At 70.3% G+C, this 20,999-nt stretch carries 16 protein-coding genes; 6 read left to right on the top strand and 10 right to left on the bottom strand.

All coding sequences use genetic code 11. The annotated features are described in order from the left end of the window. The 6 genes from holA to hflX all read right to left on the bottom strand — a co-directional run bounded on the left by holA (position 1) and on the right by hflX (position 8,346). A complete protein-coding gene (gene holA / locus AMA02S_RS24740; protein ID WP_245667810.1) occupies positions 1 to 954 on the bottom strand; it encodes a DNA polymerase III subunit delta in 954 nt (317 codons plus the stop codon). A gap of 240 nt (positions 955 to 1,194) precedes the next feature. Beyond that, positions 1,195 to 3,474 (bottom strand): ComEC/Rec2 family competence protein, encoded by a 2,280-nt coding sequence (locus AMA02S_RS24735; RefSeq protein WP_067461772.1) that lies wholly within the window; start codon positions 3,472 to 3,474, stop codon positions 1,195 to 1,197. Further along, positions 3,471 to 4,202: a ComEA family DNA-binding protein gene (locus AMA02S_RS24730; RefSeq protein ID WP_084265554.1), complete on the bottom strand. Its 732-nt coding sequence runs from the start codon at positions 4,200 to 4,202 to the stop codon at positions 3,471 to 3,473. Before AMA02S_RS24730 ends, AMA02S_RS24735 begins: the two co-directional genes overlap by 4 nt. A gap of 78 nt (positions 4,203 to 4,280) precedes the next feature. Continuing rightward, positions 4,281 to 5,129: a DegV family protein gene (locus tag AMA02S_RS24725; RefSeq protein WP_067461771.1), complete on the bottom strand. Its 849-nt coding sequence runs from the start codon at positions 5,127 to 5,129 to the stop codon at positions 4,281 to 4,283. 138 nt (positions 5,130 to 5,267) lie between these two features. Then, a complete protein-coding gene (gene hutI / locus AMA02S_RS24720; protein WP_067461770.1) occupies positions 5,268 to 6,482 on the bottom strand; it encodes an imidazolonepropionase in 1,215 nt (404 codons plus the stop codon). Between the two features lie 433 nt (positions 6,483 to 6,915). Beyond that, a complete protein-coding gene (gene hflX / locus AMA02S_RS24715; protein WP_067461769.1) occupies positions 6,916 to 8,346 on the bottom strand; it encodes a GTPase HflX in 1,431 nt (476 codons plus the stop codon). Positions 8,347 to 8,439: 93 nt separating this feature from the next. Here hflX and AMA02S_RS44745 point away from each other — a divergent pair, with 93 nt between their 5' ends. The 6 genes from AMA02S_RS44745 to AMA02S_RS24690 all read left to right on the top strand — a co-directional run bounded on the left by AMA02S_RS44745 (position 8,440) and on the right by AMA02S_RS24690 (position 15,162). Continuing rightward, complete coding sequence (locus AMA02S_RS44745) at positions 8,440 to 8,571, top strand: hypothetical protein (RefSeq protein WP_281181913.1); 132 nt, start codon at positions 8,440 to 8,442, stop codon at positions 8,569 to 8,571. Between the two features lie 53 nt (positions 8,572 to 8,624). Further along, on the top strand, positions 8,625 to 10,232 hold the full coding sequence (gene aceB, locus AMA02S_RS24710; RefSeq protein WP_067461768.1) for a malate synthase A: 1,608 nt from the start codon (positions 8,625 to 8,627) through the stop codon (positions 10,230 to 10,232). Between the two features lie 87 nt (positions 10,233 to 10,319). Beyond that, entirely contained in the window at positions 10,320 to 11,768 is a 1,449-nt protein-coding gene (locus AMA02S_RS24705; protein WP_067462043.1) for an FAD-linked oxidase C-terminal domain-containing protein, read from the top strand. Next, positions 11,768 to 12,967, top strand: a complete 1,200-nt coding sequence (locus AMA02S_RS24700; protein ID WP_067461767.1) for an FAD-binding oxidoreductase — start codon at positions 11,768 to 11,770, stop codon at positions 12,965 to 12,967. The genes AMA02S_RS24705 and AMA02S_RS24700 overlap by 1 nt, the downstream gene beginning before the upstream one ends. 37 nt (positions 12,968 to 13,004) lie before the next feature. Beyond that, positions 13,005 to 14,291 carry a (Fe-S)-binding protein gene (locus tag AMA02S_RS24695; protein WP_067461766.1) on the top strand — a complete coding sequence of 429 codons (1,287 nt, stop codon included), beginning with the start codon at positions 13,005 to 13,007 and terminating at the stop codon, positions 14,289 to 14,291. A 142-nt stretch (positions 14,292 to 14,433) separates the two neighbouring features. Continuing rightward, a complete protein-coding gene (locus AMA02S_RS24690; RefSeq protein WP_067461765.1) occupies positions 14,434 to 15,162 on the top strand; it encodes a hypothetical protein in 729 nt (242 codons plus the stop codon). Between the two features lie 65 nt (positions 15,163 to 15,227). Here AMA02S_RS24690 and AMA02S_RS24685 read toward each other — a convergent pair whose 3' ends face one another. The 4 genes from AMA02S_RS24685 to AMA02S_RS24670 are packed head-to-tail and all read right to left on the bottom strand — an operon-like array spanning position 15,228 to position 20,846. Then, positions 15,228 to 16,892, bottom strand: a complete 1,665-nt coding sequence (locus AMA02S_RS24685) for an ABC transporter family substrate-binding protein (RefSeq protein WP_157430819.1) — start codon at positions 16,890 to 16,892, stop codon at positions 15,228 to 15,230. A 26-nt stretch (positions 16,893 to 16,918) separates the two neighbouring features. Further along, positions 16,919 to 18,988 (bottom strand): dipeptide ABC transporter ATP-binding protein, encoded by a 2,070-nt coding sequence (locus tag AMA02S_RS24680; RefSeq protein WP_067462042.1) that lies wholly within the window; start codon positions 18,986 to 18,988, stop codon positions 16,919 to 16,921. Continuing rightward, a complete protein-coding gene (locus AMA02S_RS24675; protein ID WP_439951607.1) occupies positions 18,985 to 19,824 on the bottom strand; it encodes an ABC transporter permease in 840 nt (279 codons plus the stop codon). Before AMA02S_RS24675 ends, AMA02S_RS24680 begins: the two co-directional genes overlap by 4 nt. A 20-nt stretch (positions 19,825 to 19,844) precedes the next feature. After that, positions 19,845 to 20,846, bottom strand: coding sequence for an ABC transporter permease (locus tag AMA02S_RS24670; protein WP_067461762.1), 1,002 nt, complete (start codon positions 20,844 to 20,846; stop codon positions 19,845 to 19,847). Between the last annotated feature and the right edge of the window lie 153 nt (positions 20,847 to 20,999).

The raw sequence follows: 20,999 nt of genomic DNA, 5'->3' as shown, positions 1-20,999 counted from the left end.
TCAGCCGCGAGCGGCGACGATATCGGCGATCGTCTTCTCCAGGGCGTACGCGGGGTCCGCCGCGCCACCTTTGACCTGCGCGTCGGCCTCGGCGACCGCGGCCAGCGCACGCGCCACCCCATCACCCGACCAGGCACGAAGCTGCTTCTGCACGCGCTCGATCTTCCACGGGGGCATGCCCAGATCCTTGGCGAGCGCCGCCCCTCGTGCGCCGCGAGGCGCACCCCCGACCCGGGCCAGCCCCCGAACGCCCTGGGCGAGCGCACTGACGATCAGCACCGGCGCCACCCCCGTCGCGAGCGCCCAGCGGAGCTGCTCCAGGGCTTCTGCCAGCCGGCCCTCGATGGCCTTGTCCGCCACCGCGAACCCGCTGACCTCGGCACGGCCCCGGTAGTACCGCGCGACGGCGGCGTCATCGACCTTGCCGCCGGTGTCGGCGACCAGCTGGCTGCACGCCGCGGCCAACTCCCGCAGGTCGTTTCCGACGGCGTCCAGCAGCCCCCGGGCTCCGTCCGCGGAGATCTTCCCGCCCGCTCTGCGGATCTCGGCCCGGACGAAGTCGACGCGCTCCCCCATCTTGGTGACCTTCGGGCACGAGACCTTGCGTGCCTTGAGCTTGGTCAAACCGTCCACGAGCGCCTTGCCCTTGGCACCGCCGTGATGGGTGGCCACAAGCGCCACATCGTCCGCCGGCGACTTGGCGTACTTGAGCACCTCGGCGGTCAGATCCTTACCCAGATCCTGGGCCGACCTCAGCACGAGGACCTTCCCGCCGCCGAACAGCGAGGGCGACGTCAACTCCGCCAGCCGCCCCTGCTCCAGCCCGCCCGGCGCCAGGTCGACCACCTCGGCTTCCGGGTCCTTCGCCCGCACGGATGCGACGACATCGCCGATCGCCCGTTCCACGAGCAGTTCCTCGTCCCCCACGATCAGGGTGATGGCCTCAACTGACACCTCTGCAGCATGCCACGCCTGCACCCTCGCCCGTGCCGCCCGGCCATCCTTCGTCAGCCCCCTCCACCCCGCCCGCGCTCCCCTCTCTCGCCGAAGGGGCGCCATCGGCTGAGGCCCAGGACGTGCGCGCGACCGTGCGACCAGGGTCAACTCATTGATCACTTGTTCCTCAGCAAGATCGCTTTCCGCACCTGGAGAGATTCCTCCGAGACACCTCCGAGAGTTCCTTCTTCATTGATCTCAGGTGCGGGCGATGGCTGCGAGACCGGCGGTGGTGCGGACTATGGCGATGTCACCCTCCTGGTCGGTGCGGTGGACCTGAGTGCGCGCTCGCCTGAGGAGCTCAAGGGTGGAGGAGGAGGGGTGGCCGTAGTCGTTCTCCTTCCCTACGGAGATAAGCGAGATCGACGCTTGGGCAGCCATGATGAAGGCGGGGTCCTGGCTTCGGGAACCGTGGTGCGGGACCTTCAGGACGTGGACGTGAGGGACCATCGCCGCCAGGGCACGCTGGGCTTCGATCTCGATATCACCGGCGAGGAGGGCGCTGAAGCCTGGTCGCCGGGCGACCAGGACGATGCTCGCATTGTTGATGGTGGTGCCGTCGTCGTCCAGGGTGAGGGCGGGTGCCATGGCCAGGGGACCGAGGACCGAGAGAGTGAGATCCCCGACCGTCCATTGCTGGTGGGTCAGAGCGAGCCGGGGGCGTAGCCAGGGAACGTGCCGTGCCTCTCGTCCAGACGTTCGCGGGGTCGTGAGGACCTCATGGACGGTCCGGTCGTGACGTACGCCTGATGTGCCGTTGATGTGGTCGGCGTGGGGATGGGTCAGGACGAGCAGGGGCACATCACGAATGCCCAGGCGTCGCAGGCAACCGTCGACCGGTGCGGGCGTTGGCCCGGCGTCCACGACCACGGCCTGGCCGGGACCGGCGGCCAGCACCAGGGCGTCGCCTTGGCCCACGTCGCAGGCGACCATCTGCCAGCCCGGTGGCGGCCACCCCGGGGCGATGACTCGCAAGGAGACGACGGCCACCAGCACGCCGGCCATGATCGCGACCGCGACCATGCGCAGCCGGGGACTGCGCAGGATCAGGACGGCGATCCCTCCCGCGAGCAGGACCGTCACGGCACCGAGCCCGCCGGCCGTCCACGGGATCGTGGCGTACGGGAGGGCGGCGGCGGTTCGGGCGACCCAGGCGATCCAGCCCACGGCGAGCCCGGCCGGCAAGACCAGGATCCGGGCGGCCGGTAGGCAGACGATTGCGGTGATGGCCCCGAGGGCGCCGAGCAGGGTGGCGGGAGCCACCATGGGGGCGGCCAGCAGGTTCGCGAACACCGAGACCACGCCCAGTTCTCCCGAGAGCATCACCAGGACGGGAGCCACGGCCACTTCCGCGGCGGCCGTGACGGCGAGGGCGTCCGCCAGCGGGCCGGGCAGCCGGCGGGCAAGCCGTTCGCGCCAGGGCGGGGCCAGGACCAGCAGACCACCGGTGGCCAGCACCGAAAGCGCGAAGCCGTAGGAGCGCGCCAGGGCGGGATCGATGAGGAGCAGCAGCAGGACGGCTGCTCCCAGTGCGGGGAGCCCCTGGCGCTGCCGTCCGGTGAGCAGCGCGAGCAGTCCGATCAGCCCCATCGCCGCTGCTCGCAGAACGCTCGGCTCAGGCCGTGCGATGACGACGAAGCAGAGCACCGCGAGCACCGCCACGGGTGGGGCGCGTCGCCGTCCAAGCCCCATCAGGCGGCACAGGCCGAGGACGGCGCCGATGACGATCGCCAGGTTCGCGCCCGAGACCACCAGGAGGTGGGTGAGCCCGGCGGTCGTGAAGTCCTCGGCGAGCTCCGGATCCAGCCGGGAGGTGTCTCCGACGACGAGGCCCGGCAGGACGGCACGCTGATCGGACGGGAGGTGTTCGACCGCCGCCCGCAGTCTGGCGCGCACGCGCTCGGCGGCGCGTTGCACGGCCGACGGTGCCCCGAGCACGGTGGGCGGGCCCCGGACGATCACGACGGCGGCCAGGAGTTCGGCCTTGTGCGGTGTGCGGAACCTGCCGACAAGTCGCACATGCTGGCTGGGCACGAGATGGAGCCAGTGAGGATGCCCGGCGATCAGCAGCACGGGAACCCGCACCCGCGCTCGGGCTACCACCTCCACACGAGCCCGCAAAATGATCATTTGTCCGCGGTCTCCGGGCTTGGCCTGCGGGTCACCGGTCACGACCGCCTCCGCCGTGGCGGCGCGGCCGGCCCGGGCCAGTTCCCGCACCGGCCCGGTGCCGACCGCGGTCGCGCGGAGCGCCACACCGCCGGCGGAGGCGGCGGCACAGGTGAGGACCACCCCGACGAGCGCCTGTCGTCCTTTTGAGCCGTCTGTTCTCGACACTCGGGTTGTCAGGCAGTAGAGGGCTGCCACGGCTGCCGAGACGGCCAGTGTGTAGGTGAGGGTCGGGGGCAGGCCGAGGGTCAAGGCGGCTGATAGCCAGGTGGCCAGGGCCGGGGCGATCAGGCGAAGGTCTGCTCTCATACGCGGACCTTCGGCCTGAGGTCGGCGAAGCGTCGCGCGCCAATGCCGTTGACCTCCTGGAGCTGGTCGACTGAACGGAAGCCGCCGTTCTGCACGCGGTAGTCGAGGATGCGCTGGGCGAGGACGGGGCCGACCCCGGGCAACTGGTTCAGTTGTTCGACGGTCGCCGCGTTGAGATCGATCGGCGCTCCGGCCGATGCGCCCTGTGAGGACGGCGGAGAAGCGCCGGGTGAGGAAGGTGTGGCGGCGCCGGGAGCCGAGGGTGCCGGGCGGACGCCGACCGGGATCTGCTCGCCGTCCACGACCTTGCGGGCGAGGTTGAGTGATCCCGTTCCGGCCCCTGGACGGACACCGCCGGCCGCTTTGATCGCCTCGGCGACCCGGGAGCCGGACGAGAGCGTGACCACTCCGGGATGGCGGACCTTGCCGAGGACATGCACGACGACGGTGGAGGCGGCCACCGACGTCACGGAGGCGGTGGAGGGTGAATCGCGCGACAGGGAGGCGCTCGCGACCGGAGCCGGAGCCGGCTGGGGGCGCGGACGGGCCAGCAGCATGTAGCCCGCGGCCACGAGGACCGCGACCGCTCCGATGACGATGAGGACGCGGACGTTGGAGCGGTCGGGGCTCGCGCGTAACCGGGCTGAGGGCGGCTCCCGTGGCGGGGCTGCGGGGATCTTCAGCCGGTCCGCCAGTGTCTGTCCACGGTCTTGATCATTGATTCTCATGCGTTCGACGCTATGCGTGGCCGTTCGGACACGGAAGGTGGACGCGAGAATGTGGATAACTCGGCTTCGTGTGGCGGGTCAGGGAAGTAGCGGCGCCACGACCACACCGAGCATGCCCGGGCCTACGTGGGCGCCGATGACGGGGCCGACCTCGCCGACATAGACGTCTTCGACGCGCGGGATCCGGTCGCGTAGCCGGGACGCCAGGAGCTCGGCCCGGGCGGCGGCGGCCAGGTGCTGGATACCCAGGTCGACCTTGCGGTCGCCCGCTTCGGTGACGGCGATCTCCTCCAGCCGGGCCAGCGCGCGTGAGGATGTGCGGACCTTCTCCAATGGGGCGATCTCGCCGTCCGCGATTCCGAGCAGCGGTTTGACCAGGAGTGCCGAGCCCAGCAGGGCCGCGGCGGCACCGATGCGCCCGCCCTGGTGCAAATGTTCGAGGGTGTCCACACAGAAGAGGGAACGGGTGAGCCGCGCACGCTGGATGGCGGCAGCGGCGACTTCTTCCGCGCCCGCGCCGGCCAGAGCAGCGGCTGCGGCCGAGAGGGCCGCGAAGCCCAGACCCATGCCGACGCTTCCGCTGTCGACGACCCGCACGGGGATGGGCGCGTCCTCGGCGGCGAGTCGTGCCGCGTCGATCGTCCCGGACATGGCGGCGGAGAGGTGGACGGAGACCACGTCCGTCGCGCCCGCCGACGCGGCGGCCTTGTAGGCGTGGGCGAACCGTTCCGGTGCCGGCCGGGACGTGGTAACGGGGTGCCGTTCCTTCAGAGCTTGGGCGGCTTCCGCGGTGCTGACCTCGCCTTCGTCCCGCATGGCGCCGCCGACGGCGATCTGCAGCGGGACGATGGTGAGTCCGTGTCGTTCGGCGAGTCCGGGCGGGAGGTAGGCGGTTGAATCCGTGACGACCACGACCGCGCTGCCCATGAAAAGGACATTACTCCCCCGGCCCGGTGATGGAATGTCCGTGATATGTCACCGTGTAACGACCACTTGACATTCGTGGCACCGGCCGGCACGCGTAGGCGAATCGTTGGAAGGTGCGGGACGGAGCGTGGCGTGTTCTCAGGTCTGGACGGGGGTGCCGCCCCGCCAGACACGCAGGGCCCGGAGGCCGAACGCCCAGGCGAAGGCGCCTTCGTGGTCGGCGTCCCAGAGGACGATGTCGGCGAGCATGCCCGGGGCGAGGGAGCCCCGGTCGCCGACGCGCATGGCGGCGGCTCCGCCCAGGGTCGCGGCGCGGAGGGCCTCGGTGACGCTGAGGCCGAACATGGCGACGGACAGGCCGATGACCAGTGGCATGGAGGTGATGCCGCACTGCCCGGGGTTGTGGTCGGTGCCGAGGGCGACGGTGACGCCGCGGTCGAGCATCTGCCGGACGGGCGCCGGGGGACGGCTGCTGTTGAGGGCGCTGCCGGGGCAGACGGTGGCGGTGACGCCGGCGTGGGCGAGTGCCTTGATGTCGTCGTCGTTGGCCTGGGTGAGCAGGTCGGCGGACGCGCAGCCGACTTCGGCGGCGACCTGCGCGGCGCCGATGCGCTCGTTGGCGCAGGCGTGCATGCGGGCCTTGAGCCCGGCGCGCTTGCCGGTGAGCAACAGGGCGCGGGCCTCCTCGGCGGTGAAGTGGCCCTCGTCGCAGTAGACGTCGATGCTGTCGGCGCCCGCGACGGCGGCGTCGTTCGCCCAGAGGCGGACCGCCTCGATGTAGTCGCGGCGGCGGCCGAAGAACTCCGGCGGGAGGATGTGGGCCGCGAGGAACGTCGCGTGGATGCGCGGCATGGACGGTTCGCCCTCAAGGGAGCGGAGCATCCGGATGTCGGCGAGTTCACCGTCGCGGGTGAGGTGGTAGCCGGTCTTGGCCTCGACGGTGGTCGTCCCGGCGAGGATCCATTGGCGGAGGCGTTCGCGGACGCCGTTGCACAGCGTCCAGGGGTCGGTTCCGCGAGTAACGGTCACGGTGGAGTTGACGCCTCCGCCCGCCGCGGCGATGGCCGAGTGGGACGAGCCGCTGGTGCGCATGGCCAGTTCGGCCCAGCGGTTGCCCGCGTAGACCGGGTGGGAGTGCGCGTCGATGAGACCTGGTGTGACCAAGCCGCCGCCGAGGTTCTCCACGTGGTCGACGTCGACGATGTCGTCGATGATGCCGGGGACGCTCTGGGGCAGGTCGGACGCGGGTCCGGCCCACACGATCCGGTCGTCGTGGATGAGTACGGCGGCGTTGCTGCAAACGTCGGTACCGGTCCAGAGCCTGCCGATGTTCGTCAACAACCGTACCGTCATAGGGTCACCGACCTGGGTGGAACTTCGCGCCCGCGGGCGCGGCACCGGGTGCCGTGGAGAGGTGGGGTGGGCCGCCCACCCTCGTGACGATGTGCGGATCTGACATGGAGTGGGCCACCTGCTCTCGATCCGAAACACCGACTGGCGGCCGGCGATTCACCGTTGGAGGGAAGGGTGATCGGGTGACCACCATTGGCAACGAGACCGGAGATATCGGTTTCGTCACGGTAGTGCACTGAAGGTCCGCCCGACAACCTCTGGTCGAAACGCATCGACAGTCATCACCCCAGCCCCTTAGCTCTACGACCGTACGGAATTCAACGGAACCGTCAAGCCAAATGGAGAAGCTGTCACCGTTCAGCGACCAGGTTCAGGTGCGATACCGCTTTCGGACGCACCCGAAAGAGGTTTCCGGACCTGGGGTCGGTGACCGTCAGACGGTCGGGGCCAGCACCTCGTACCCGGACAGTTCCCCGGCGAGATCGCCCGGCACCCGGGCATGGAGCATAGTGCCCTCGGCAACGTGCTCCTGCTTGAGCACCTCGCCGCGCTCGTGTATCCGCGCGACCAGATCGCCCCGGTCGTAGGGCACCAGGACGTGGAGCTCGCTCTCCAGCCCGGGCAGGTCGGCCTCGATCGCCGCGCGCAAGTCCTCGATGCCGAGGCCGGTGCGGGCGGACACGACGACACTGTGCGGCTCGCGGCGCTGGAGGCGGGCCAGGGAGAGGTCGTCGGCGGCGTCGGCCTTGTTGATGACGACCAGCTCGGGGATCTTGTCTGCGCCGATCTCGCGCAGCACCTCGCGGACGGCGTCGAGCTGGGCCTCGGGATCTGGGTCGGAGCCGTCCACGACGTGCAGGACGAGCCCTGCGTCGGTGACCTCCTCCAGCGTCGAGCGGAAGGCCTCGACGAGCTGGTGCGGGAGGTGCCGGACGAAACCGACCGTGTCGGCCAGGGTGTAGGCGCGTCCGCTGGGCGTCTCGGCGCGCCGGACGGTGGGGTCGAGGGTGGCGAACAGCGCGTTCTCCACCAGCACCCCGGCACCGGTGAGCCGGTTGAGCAGGGACGACTTGCCGGCGTTGGTGTAGCCGGCGATGGCGACGGCGGGGACCGCGTTGCGGCGGCGCTCGCCGCGCTTGGTGTCGCGCGCCTTGGACATCTCGGCGATCTGGCGGCGCAGCTTGGCCATCCGGGTGCGGATGCGGCGCCGGTCCAGCTCGATCTTGGTCTCGCCGGGCCCGCGGCCGCCGATGCCGATACCACCGGCGGCGCGTCCGCCTACCTGCCGGGACAGGTTGCCGCCCCAGCCGCGCAGGCGCGGCAGCAGGTAGTTGAGCTGGGCGAGTTCGACCTGGGCCTTGCCCTCACGGCTCTTGGCGTGCTGGGCGAAGATGTCCAGGATCAGCGCGGTCCGGTCGATCACCTTGACCTGGACGGTCTCCTCCAGGTGGCGCAGCTGGCTCGGCGCCAGCTCGCCATCGCAGATGACGGTGTCGGCGCCGGTGGCGATGACGATGTCGCGCAGCTCGGCGGCCTTGCCGGAGCCGATGTAGGTGGCCGGGTCGGGACGTGACCTGCGCTGGACGAGACCTTCGAGCACCTCGGAGCCCGCGGTCTCGGCGAGCAGGGCGAGCTCGCGCAGCGAGTTCTCGGCCATGTCGGAGGTGCCCTCGGTCCACACGCCGACGAGGACGACCCGCTCCAGCCGCAGCGCGCGGTACTCGACCTCGGTGACGTCGGTCAGTTCGGTGGACAGGCCCGCGACACGGCGCAAGGCCCGCCGCTCCTCCAGGTCGAGCTCTCCCGTCAGGGGCTCGATCTCGAACTCGTCCGGGGTCTGGTCTGCAGAGAAAGGTTCAGTCATATGTCCTCAGTCGAACGCCGCGGCGCGGCCTTTTCTTCCCGTCGATCGTCTCACGGCCGTCCGGCGTGGTCACGCGAATATCACGAGGTTGACATGGGCGCGCGGGGGGACACCGCCGACGTGGCAGGACGGCCCGAGGGCGGCAGGACGGCGCCGGGGGCGGGCGACGGGATCGCGCTCCATCCGGGCGACCCCGCTTTGACCGGCCTCGAAACCGAAGAGTAGCGTTCTCCACGAGACAGAAGTGGAATTTCGCTATACGAAAGGTCGGCAGGCTGATGGCTGAACGCGACGGCATCGAGGTGACCGGGCCGCTCGGCGAGCGGTACGAGGAGATCTTGACCCCCGAGGCGCTCGATCTCCTCGCGCTCCTGCAGCGGGAGTTCGGCGCGCGCCGGAAGGAGCTGCTGGCGGCCAGGGCCGAGCGGCAGCGGCGGCTCTCGGAGGGCGGGACGCTGGACTTCCTGCCCGAGACCGCTGATGTTCGCAACGACGGCGCCTGGCGTGTCGCCGAGCCCGCGCCCGGCCTGGAGGACCGCCGCGTCGAGATCACCGGCCCGACGGACCGGAAGATGACCATCAACGCCCTCAACTCGGGCGCCAAGGTGTGGCTGGCCGACTTCGAGGACGCCAACACCCCGCTCTGGAACAACATGGTCGAAGGTCAGCTCAACCTGCGGGACGCCCTCGACCGCACCATCGACTTCACCGACGCCAAGAGCGGCAAGTCCTACGCGCTCAAGGACGACGCCGAGCTCGCGACCATCGTCGTCCGGCCACGCGGCTGGCACATGGAGGAGAAGCACCTCCTCATCGACGGCGAGCCCATGTCCGGTTCGCTCTTCGACTTCGGGCTCTACTTCTTCCACAGCGCCCGCAGGCAGCTCGCCAAGGGCAAGGGGCCCTACTACTACCTGCCGAAGATGGAGAGCCACCTTGAGGCGCGGCTCTGGAACGACGCCTTCAACCTCGCCCAGGACACCCTGGAGATCCCGCGCGGCACCATCCGCGCGACGGTGCTGATCGAGACGATCCCGGCGGCGTTCGAGATGGAGGAGATCCTCTACGAGCTGCGCGACCACTCCGCGGGCCTGAACGCGGGCCGCTGGGACTACCTCTTCTCGGTGATCAAGAAGTTCCGGGACCGGGGCGCCGCGTTCGTCCTGCCCGAGCGGAACGCGATCACGATGACGGCGCCGTTCATGCGCGCCTACACCGAGCTGCTCGTCCGGACGTGCCACAAGCGGGGCGCGCACGCGATCGGCGGGATGGCGGCGTTCATCCCGTCCCGGCGGGACGAGGCGGTCAACAAGGTCGCGCTGGAGAAGGTGCGAGCCGACAAGGCCCGCGAGTCCGGCGACGGGTTCGACGGCTCCTGGGTGGCGCACCCCGACCTGGTCCCGGTCTGCCGCGAGGTCTTCGACGGCGTCCTCGGAAAGGAGCCCAACCAGCGCGGCCGGCTCCGCGAGGACGTGCGGGTCTCGGCGGCCGACCTGCTGAACGTCGCGGCGACGCCCGGCGACATCACCGAGGCGGGCCTGCGCAACAACATCGACGTGGCGCTGCGCTACCTCGCCACCTGGCTGGACGGCGCGGGGGCGGTCGCCATCCACAACCTGATGGAGGACGCCGCCACCGCGGAGATCTCGCGTTCCCAGGTGTGGCAGTGGATCTACAACGGCATCTCGCTCAAGGACGGCCCGAAGGTCACCAGGGAACTGGTCGAGGGGATCCTGGACGAAGAGCTGGCCGGCATCCGCGCCGAACTGGGCGAGGCGTTCAACGAACCCCGGTACAACCAGGCCGTGGCCCTCTTCAAGGAGGTCACGCTGGCCGATGACTACTCGGAGTTCCTCACCACCCCCGCCTACGAGCGCATGGAGTAGCCGTTTCAGGGGCGCCCGCCCCAACCCCTGATGGCAGGGTTGGGGCGATATTGCGAGCCTTGTGGGGTTGGGAGGAGGGTGGAGGAGATGGAAACGGAACTGTCTGGGCTGGCCCTGCGGTTCGAGGGGCTGCTCGGTGCGGACCGGGTCGTCACGGACCCGGTGCGGTTGCGGACGTATGAGTGCGATGGGTTGACCAACCATCGGGCCACGCCCGGTGTCGTCGTCCTCCCCGACACGGCCGAGCAGGTCGCGGCGATCGTCCGGGAGTGCGTTTCCAGCGGAGTCCCGTACGTGGCGCGCGGATCGGGAACCGGCCTGTCCGGTGGCGCGCTGCCGCGAACGGACGGCGTACTGATCGTCACGTCCAGGATGCGGCGGATCCTGGAGATCGACATTCCGAACCGGCGGGCCGTGGTCGAGCCCGGTGTGATCAATCTGGACGTCTCCCGCGCGACCCGGCCGCACGGGTACTACTTCGCGCCCGACCCCTCCAGCCAGCAGATCTGCTCCGTCGGGGGCAACGTCGCCGAGAACTCCGGTGGCGCGCACTGTCTGAAGTACGGATTCACCGCGCATCATGTGCTCGCCTGCGAGATCGTCACGCCCGACGGCGAGCTGGTGGAGCTGTCCGCGGACGACCCCGGATACGACCTGCTGGGCGTGTTCGTCGGGGCGGAGGGCACGCTCGGCATCACCACCAAGATCACGGTGCGGCTGACGCGGGTGCCCGAGACCGTCCAGACGCTGCTCGCGGCGTTCGGGTCGATCGAGGCGGGCGGCGCCGCGGTGTCGGCGATCATCGGGGCGGGAGTCGTTCCAGCGGCGATCGAGATGATGGACGCGCTGTCGATCGAGGCCGCCGAGGCGGCGGTGCGCTGCGAGTACCCGACCGGCGCGGGTGCGGTGCTGATCGTCGAGCTGGACGGTCCGGAGCCGGAGGTGGCGGCGCAGTTCGCCGAGGTGGAGCGGCTCTGCCGGGACGCGGGGGCCTTCGAGGTCCGGATCGCCGCCGACGACGCCGAGCGGGCGCTCATCTGGACCGGGCGCAAGTCCGCATTCGCGGCCGTGGGCCGGATCAGCCCCGCCTATCTCGTCCAGGACGGCGTGATCCCGAGGACGTCACTGCCGCGGGTGCTGGCGCGGATCGACGCGCTGTCGGCGGAGTCGGGGGTGCGGGTGGCGAACGTCTTCCACGCGGGGGACGGCAACCTGCATCCGCTGGTGCTGTTCGACGACGCCGAGCCGGGCGCGGCGGAACGTGCCGAGGAGGTGTCCGGGGCGATCCTCGATCTGTGCATCGAGCACGGCGGGTCCATCACCGGCGAACACGGTGTCGGCGTGGACAAGTCCCGCTACATGCCGCGCATGTTCACGGACGCCGATCTGGACACGATGCAGATGGTGCGTTGCGGATTCGATCCGGGTGGACTCTGCAATCCGGGCAAGGTCTTTCCCACGCCGCGGCTGTGCGGGGAGGTCCCAGGCGTGCACAAGGGACCGCATCCGTACGAGGGGAAGGCGGAGATCTTCTGATGCGGACTCTGGATGCCCTTGCGCGGGTCTGCGGCGATGTCCGTCCAGGTGAGCCCGCTGAGGGGATACTCGGTGTCGAACCGGCGATGGTGGCGGCGCCGAAGACCCTGGACGAGGCCGCAGAGGTCATGCGCGTGGCCGCGCAGACGGGTCTCACCGTCGTTCCGCGTGGTGCCGAGACACGTCTGGATTGGGGGGCTCCCCCGCGACGCTGCGATCTGCTGGTGGACACCCACCGGCTGGACGAAGTGGTAGAGCACGCTTCGGGTGACCTTGTGGTGAAGGCGCAGGCGGGACTTTCCATGGACCGCCTTGGTGAGGTGCTGGCCGAGAAGGGTCAGCGGCTGACCTTGGACGTGCCCCTGCCAGGTTCCACGGTCGGCGGCACGGTCGCGGCGGGTGCGGCGGGTCCGCTCCGGTTCTTGTACGGCTCGCCCCGCGATCTGGTCATCGGGCTCACGATCGTCCGCGCGGACGGCCAGGTGGCCCACTCGGGCGGCAAGGTCGTCAAGAACGTCGCCGGGTACGACCTGGGCCGGCTCTTCTGCGGCTCGTACGGGACGCTGGGGCTGATCGTGGAGGTGACCTTCCGACTGCATCCGATCCCGGCCGCACGGGCGTGGGTGTGCTGTCCCGTGGGTGATGCTGGGGAGGCGTACGAGGCCGTGCAGTCCGTACTGCATTCGACGGTGGCACCGAGCGCGATCGAGTACCTCGGCCCCGGCTCGGTCGCGGTCCTGCTGGAAGGTGTCCCAGACGGGGTCGCCGCCCGCGCTCAGCGGACAGCTGATCTTCTGGGTGGCCAGGTCGCAGAGAAGGCCCCGGCCGGGTGGGGCGCCTACCCAGAGGGCAACGCCCTTGTCGACGTCACCGCACCGCCCACGGCTCTCCCCCAGCTGATCACCGCGGTGGAACAAGCGGCACCGGGGATCGGCATGACGTGGAGCGCCAACGGGCACGGCCATATCGGGCTTCCCCCGGGCCTGGCACCCGGCGAGGTAGCCGGTGTCCTGGAGACGCTCCGCACCGCCCTGGCGCCCCATAAGGGCGGCGCCGTCGTCCGTTACGCGCCGCAGGAGGTGCGGGGCGACATCGACTTTTGGGGACCTGTCCCGGCCCTCGCGCTGATGCGGCGCGTCAAGGACCAGTTCGATCCCGACCACCGGCTGTCCCCCGGACGGTTCGTGGGAGGTATCTGATGAACATTGAGGTATCTGATGAGCGCTGGGGTATCTGATGAGCGCTGAGGACGACTTTCCGAACCTGCTCGGCGACTGCGTGCACTGTGGTTTCTGCTTGCCGACCTGCCCGACGTACGTCCTGTGGGGCGAGGAGATGGACTCTCCCCGGGGCCGCATCCATCTGATGCAGCAGCACGCGGAGGGAGCGCCGCTGAGCGGACCGATGGTCGAGCATTTCGACCGTTGCCTGGGGTGCATGGCGTGTGTCACGGCTTGTCCGTCCGGTGTGCAGTACGACCGGCTCATCGAGACGACCCGCGCAAACGTGGAACGTGAGCATCCTCGTCCGCTGCAAGAGCGCGTGATACGTGAGGCCATCTTCCGTCTGTTCCCGTACCGGCGGCGTCTCCGCGCCCTGCGCGGCCCCCTGCGCGCCTACCAGAAGACGGGTCTGGACCGTCTCGTCCGGCGTACGGGCGTGCTGGAGCGCATCTCGCCGTCCCTCGCGGCGATGGAGCGACTCGCCCCGCCGCTCGGCAGGGCACCCCGGTTGCCGGAACGGGTCGCCGCGCGCGGCGGCCGTCGCGCCACCGTCGGGATGCTGACGGGCTGTGTCCAGAGCGAGTTCTTCCCGGGCGTCAACGCGGCCACGGCGCGCGTCCTGGCGCTTGAGGGTTGCGACGTGGTGATCCCGAAGGGGCAGGGGTGCTGCGGGGCCCTCTCCCTGCACTCGGGTCGCGAGGACGAGGCCCGCGCGTTCGCCCGCCGCACGGTCGAGACCTTCGAGCACGTCGACGTCCTCGTGGTGAACGCGGCAGGCTGCGGCTCGGCGATGAAGGACTACGCGACGCTGCTCGCGGACGATCCGGCATGGTCGCGCCGTGCGACCGCGCTGTCCGCCAGGACGCGCGACCTGGCCGAGTTCCTGGTGGAGCTAGGGCCGCGAGCCACACGCGCACCGCTGCCGGTCACCGTCGCCTATCACGACGCCTGTCACCTCTCTCACGCCCAAGGGATTCGCAGCCAGCCCCGCTCTCTGCTGGCGGGGATCCCGGAGTTGACCGTCCGGGAGATCACAGACCCGGAGATCTGCTGTGGCTCCGCCGGGACCTACAACCTCCTGCAGCCCGAGGCGGCCGCCGAACTCGGCGACCGGAAGGCGGTGAACGTGGACGCGACCGGGGCCGAACTACTGGTCGCCGCCAACCCCGGCTGCTCCATGCAGATCGCCACCGCGTTGCGTCGCCGTGGCACGGACATCGCGGTCGCGCACACCGCACAGGTGCTCGACGCCTCGCTGCGAGCGCTCGGTCGCGATGCCCTTATCAGGCGTACTTCGTAGCGTCCTGACCGGCAGGTTTGTCCGGATCCCGCCTGGTGGGCGGGCTTCGGCCACCGATTCGGGCGTCCGGTAGTCTGTCTGGCCCGCTGGGAGGAGCGCTTTCTGGGCCCGCTCAGAGGGCCTGAGGGGAGCACGGAGGACCATGCGCACCAGTCACCAGTCGCCCGGCAACCACCGCTCGCACCGCCGGCGAAAACGCGGCGGCCTTGGCCGACTTGGCCTCGCCGGGGCGCTCACGGGGGTCGTCGGCATCGCCGCCGTCGCCGCCGGGATCGTCTATCTCCGTCCGGATTCTGATTCGGCCGGAGAATCCGGCCGCCCTTCGCTGACCAGTCAGGGCGGCACCGACACGCGGATCCCCGCGGAGTCCGCCCCCAAGGCCGGTCCTCCGCTGAGCATCACAACCCCGGAGGGGTACGGCTACAACCTGGCCGCCGTCAGGGCCGGGACCTCCCGGCGACCGCTGGGCGCCACGCAGGCCCCACCGGCGGGTACCACCTACGCTTACGCCGACTACGTCCTCACCAACAGTCAGCGCCGGCCGGTCCTGCTGGACTACCCCGCGGACTTGTTCATGCCGAAGGCGCAGATCACCCCGGCCGCGCAGGAGCGGTGCATGCCGCAGGTAGGCATCCCGGACGAGTTGTGCACGCTCCCCAACCACAGCGAGATCACCGCACGGGTCGGCGAGGCGAAGGCGCCGGTCGACGAGAACGGCAGCACGATGATCCCGGCGGGTGCCTCCTACATCGTGCGGATCGCCTCCGATCTTCCGCTCAAGGAAGGCGTGTCGGCGGATGACCTGCGGCTCTACGTATGGAATGCCCGTTTCACAAGCGACCGCAGGGGCATCGGCCTCGCCTTCCCCTGATCGCCAGGCCCGGGAAACGACATCCCTGGCCGGGTTTCAGCCGTCAGCCCTGCCGTCCGGGTTCTTCAGTCCGTGCTTGTGAAACCGATGTCCTGATAGGCAGGTTCGAAGAAGCCGCAAGCACCGAAGTTGGCCAGGTCTGCGCGCGCGGCGACGATCTGGGGACGCTGGTAAAGCGGCAAGACGGATGCCTGGCGCCAGACCAGCCGATCGACCTCGTTCACCAGAACGTGCGTTCGCGCCGGATCGACTTCGGCTATCGCACGGTCCATGGCCGTGTCGATCGCTTCCGTCCCGGTGCGGGAGTAGTTCTGCTGGATGCGGCCATCGTTCGGGCGCGCGAAGACCGATTTCATCGGCGAGACCGGGAACGACGTGCCGAGCCAGGAGAAGGGGACGATGTCGAAGTCGCCGGGGGTCACGTACCGGTCGAAGACGTCGTCGGCGGGCACGGTCTCGATGTCCACCCGGACGCCGACCCGTTCGAGCAGCGCGCGCGCCAACTCCCCCTCCTGCTTTCCGCCGGGTACTCCGGCCGGAACCACGAACCGCAGGGCGAGAACCCGCCCGTCCTTGGCGCGGTACTCGCCACCGGGCGTCCAACCCGCCTCGTCGAGAAGCCGCCGGGCCGCTGCGGGATCGTAGCCACCGAGTTCCCCGGAATTGTCCTGGTAGCCGTCCTGGGTGTTGACGTAGAAGTGGTTGCCCAGGGTCTGCACGGGCACACCGAGGCCGGACAGATCGGAGCGTGCGATGGCCCGCCGGTCGATGCCCAGCATCACGGCCCGCCGCACGCGCGGATCGGACAGGATCGGCCCAGCGGCATTGAAGGTGAAGTGCCGCCAGTCCGGCCCTCCGGCCCTCCGCACCGTTGCGCCGCGTACCTGCTCGGCCCGGCGCAGCGCGCCCGCGTCGAGACCGACGTCCATCAGGTCTATCTCGTTGTTGGCGAACGCGCCCGGAATAGCGCTGCCGTCGATCGTGCGGTAGACGATCCGATCGAGCTTGGCGGGCGCGCCCCACCAGGCCGGATCGCGCACCATCGTCACCGTCTTCGCGGTTTGGTCAAGCCTCTGGAGTTTGAAGGGGCCCGCCGTGACGGGTAGACGATCCAACCAACCGGTGTTGAACGCGGCTGGGTCCGCATAGGCGGACGCCGGATAGAGGGGGCTGAACAGGCTCCTCCAGTCCGCGTAGGTCCCGGCGAAGCTCACCTTGACCTCGTCGGCGCTGGTTCCCTGCTCGATACGCGTGATCTGCCGGTAGCCGGTGACGGTCGCGACCTGGAAACGCGGGTCTCGTCCAGAGAGGGCGTGGGCCTGCGCGGCGAAATCGCTGGAGCCGAGGGGGCGGCCGTCAGACCACCTGGCCTTCGGGTTGAGCCGGTAGGTGACGATCTGACCGGCGCTAGTGCGCTCAAGGGTGGCCGATTGGAGGTACTCCGGAACGGGATGCGGCACGGCCTTCTCATCAGCGCGCATGAGATAGGGCAGCGCGCCTTGGACGACATGCTCGACGACGCCCTTCGTCCCGTTGACGTGGTTGAAGTTCCACTGGGACGGAAATTCGGGCAGCGGCCAACGCAGCGTCCCGCCGTCCGTGACGCGATCCCGCGGGGTGGGGTTGATGTCGTAGGCGGCGAGCCGTCCGGGCGCATAGGTCGCCCCCTCGCCCTCCGCTCCGCATCCGGCTGCGGCCAGCGTCACGACGAGTTGTACAGCGGCGACCACGGCTCGCCACGCTCGCCCTCGGGCCGTCACCGTCCGGCCCTCACAGCAACGAGGGGATGATGGCAGGCAACCACCCGCTCAGGATCGAGATCCACGGACCGGGTCTGCGGATCGCTCTCGTCGCACAGCCGGCTTTCACCGGCCGTCAGCGTGGTGTAGCGAAAGCAGCGTGAGCGGAAACGGCAACCGGCAGGCGGATCAGTCGGATCGGGCGGTTCCCCTTGCAGCGGCGTACGACGGCGGCGTCGTTCCAGGAACGGGTCTGGCAGCGGGACAGCGTCAAGCAGCGCGCGCGTGTACGGATGGGCGGGCTCGCCGTACACGTCGTCCACGGGTCCGATCTCCACGATCCGCCCCACGTGCATGACGGCGACCCTGTCGGCGATGCGCCGGACGACGGCAAGGTCATGGGCGACGAACAGGTACGCCAGGCCAAGACGGGCGCGCAGGTCTTCGAAAAGGTCCATGACACCGGCCTGCACAGAAACATCCAAGGAGGCGACCGGCTCATCCAGGAGCAGCAGACGCGGCTCCAAGGCAAGGGCCCTGGCGATGCCCACGCGTTGCCTCTGCCCACCCGAGAGGCCGTGCGGGTAGCGCCCGGCCTGGACGGGGTCCAAACCGACGAGGTCCAGCAGTTCTTCGACGCGCTCTCCGACCGGGAGGCCGTGCGTGGTCAGCGGCTCGGCGAGGATGTCGGCGACGCGCATCCGCGGGTCCAGCGATGTGAACGGGTCCTGGAACACGACCTGGACGTCGCGGCGCAGCGCCCTGCGCCGGGCGGGATGCAGTGCGGAGGTGTCCTCGCCGAGGACGGCGATGCGGCCGCGCTGCGGGCGCGACAGCCGCAGGATCTCCATCAGCGCCGTGGTCTTGCCGCAGCCCGACTCACCGACCAGGGCGAGCGTCTCGCCCTCCCGGACGTCGAAAGCGATGCCGTCCACAGCGTGCACCGTGCCCGCACGGCGCCGCAGAAGCGTTCCCCGGTACAGCGGATGGTGCCGTACGAGACCGTCCACCTCCAGGACGATGGGGCGCTCCTGCCGGGGCCTGCGCACGGGCGGCGGATCTGCCGCCTCCAGGACCGGGAAGACCTCCGCCGGATCGGCGGTCGCGGCCGTGTTGACGCAGGCGGCCGTGTGCCCGGCGGGGCCGACCGGGACCGGCTCCGGCTCGCCGCGCGCGCACTCCGCGGCCGCGACGGGGCAGCGCGGCAGGAACGGGCATCCGTCGAGCCTCGCTGAGGCGTCGGGTGGCACGCCCTCGATCGGCGCCTTTCGCGCCCTCCGTGGTGGGCCGCCCGCCGTGTCCGTCCCTGCCGCGCCGTCGATGCGCGGGAGGGACTGGAGCAGCCCGATCGTGTACGGCATGCGCGGGCGCCGGTAGATCTCGTCGACGGGTCCGGACTCGACCGCGCGTCCGGCGTACATCACCATGACGCGGTCGGCGAATCCGGCGACCATGGCGAGGTCGTGGGTGATGAGGACGATCGCGGCGCCGGTGGCCTGCTTGGCGACCGCGAGCACGTCCAGGACCTGCGCCTGGATCGTGACGTCCAGCGCGGTGGTCGGCTCGTCCGCGACGATCGCGACGGGGTCGTTGGCGATGGCCATGGCGATCATCACGCGCTGCCGCATACCGCCGGAGAACTCGTGGGGGTACGCCCGCGCCCGCCGAGACGCGCCGGGTATGCCGACCAGGTCGAGCAACTCGACGGCTCGCGCGCGCGCCGCCGAGCGTGTGGCACCCGCATGGATGCGGATGGTCTCGGCGATTTGGTCACCCACCGGGTACACGGGGGTGAGCGCCGACAGGGGGTCCTGGAACACCATCGCCAGGTCTCTGCCACGCATCCGTGACAGCTCGGCGTCCGACCGCCCCAGCAACTCGGAGCCACGCAGCCTCACCGATCCCGTTGCCGCGGCACCTGGAGGAAGCAGCCCCATGACGGCGAGGGCGAGGGCGGTCTTGCCCGAACCCGACTCCCCGACGATCCCGAGCACTTCGCCCTCCCTGACGGTCAAGCACACACCGCGCACGGCGTGCACGTCCGGCGCGTAGCCGACGTGCAGGCCGGTGACTTCCAGGACGTTCACCACCGACCTCTCCCGGACTCGGGGTCGAGGACGTCGCGTAGACCGTCCCCCAGCAGGTTCACGGCCAGGACGATGAGGACGAGCAGCCCGGCGGCGAACCCGAAAGGCCAGGGGTAGGTGGTCGCGGTGCTCCGCCCGTCGGCGATGACGGTGCCGAGCGAGACGTCGGGGGGCCGTACCCCGAACCCGAGGTAGGACAGCCCGCTCTCGGCGATGATCGCGACGCTGACGTTCAGGCTCGCGTCCACGACCAGCAGGGACGCCAGCTGCGGCAGGATGTGCCGGACGATGGTCCGCGGCGCGCCCACGCCGAGGAACCGGGCCGCCAGGACGTACTCGCGCTCCCGAAGCGAGATCGTCATCGCCCGTACGACCCGGGCGGTGACCATCCAGAGGAACGCGGCCAGCAGCGGCACCAGCACCGGCCAGCTCCCGCCCAGCCGCGGCGCCAGGACGGCGAGGACGAGAAAGGACGGCAGCACCAGCAGCAGGTCGACTCCCCACATCAGGGCGCGGTCGGGCCAGCCGCCCGCGAACCCGGCGACGGTGCCGACCACGGCGGCGAGCCCGGTCGAGACGATCGCGACGCACAAGCCGATCAGCAGGGACTTCTGCGTCCCGCGCAGAGTGAGGGCGAACACGTCCCGGCCGCTCTGCGTCGTGCCGCACCAGTGCTGGGAGGTCGGTCCCTGACGGAACGCGGCGAAGTCGGTCTCGTCCCAGCTCCAGGGCGAGAGAAGCGGTCCGGCGAAGGCCAGCGCGAACAGGAAGACGAGCAACATCAGCCCGCACAGGGCACGCCGGCTACCCACAACGCGTCGCGTGCTACCTGCCAGGCTTCGCGCGCGCGTCGCCGTCACGTCGCCGGCCCTGTCCGGACGCGGGGATCGAGGATTCCGTACATCACGTCCGAGGCCAGCCCGGCCAACAGCACCGCGACCGCGGCGAGGCAGTTGACGGCCGCGACCACGTTGACGTCGCCCCGGGTGATGGAGTCGACCAGCCACTCCCCCGTCCCGTGCCAGCCGAAGATCTTCTCGGTGAACATGCCGCCGAGGAGCAGCAGTCCGGACGTGTAGGCGAAGTAGGTGGTCATCGGGATCAGTGCCGTGCGCAGGCCGTGCCGCAGGAGGGCGTCGCGTCGCCGCAGCCCCTTGGCCCGGGCGGTGCGCACGAAATCGGCGTGCAGGACGTCCAGCATCATGCTGCGCTGGTAGCGGCTGTAGAGGGCGAGTTGGCCCAGCGCGATCGTGGCGGTGGGCAGCAGCAGGTGACGTACCCGGTCGCCGAGGCCGCCCAGCGCGCCGAACGGCCCCTCCGACGCGCCGGGGGTGGATTCGCCGACCCACTCGAAGGCGTGCACGCCGGTCGCGTCATTGATCGTGCTCGCGACGATCTGCAAGAGCACCGCCAGTACGAACACGGGCACGGCCAACAGGAGGTAGGAGAGAAGGGTGATGAACCGGTCGGCCGTATGGCCGCGCCTGACGGCCGCGTAGGCGCCGACCAGGACACCGAGCAGACTGCCCAGGACGGCTCCGAGGGACAACAGCCGCAGGCTGACGCCGACCCGGCGCCACAGTTCCTCGTTGACGGAGTCGCCCTGCCAGGTGCGTCCAAAGTCGCCGTGGGCGAGGCCCGAGACCCAGGTGACGTAGCGCTCGGCCAAGGGCGTGCGGTCGTTGAGGTTGTACCGGGTGAGCTGGGCGTCGACGACGGCCTCGGGAGGACGGGGCGCGCGGTCCTCGTAGTTGGCGCGCGGCCTGAGCGCGGCGGCGGCGAGCAGGTAGGCGAGGCTCGCCGCGAGCACGACCAGCACGGCGTAGTTCGCCAGCCGGCGCAGCAGGAACGCCGCCATGTCCCCCCTCCCGGCCGTGATTCCAGTCACAGAATGCTACTGGCCGATCACTGTCGGCGCGAAGAAACGCCGGGGCGCACCCCATTCGGGGGGAGGGACTTCGGGGGAAAGCGAACAGTGGCGGGCCGGCCTGGGAAGGCAGGCCGGTCCGCC

The sequence above is a fragment of the Actinomadura macra NBRC 14102 genome (assembly GCF_001552215.1).
Classification (GTDB): domain Bacteria; phylum Actinomycetota; class Actinomycetes; order Streptosporangiales; family Streptosporangiaceae; genus Spirillospora; species Spirillospora macra.
The sequence above is the reverse complement of the archived record's forward strand: the minus strand, read 5'-3'. Positions and strand labels throughout refer to the sequence as shown.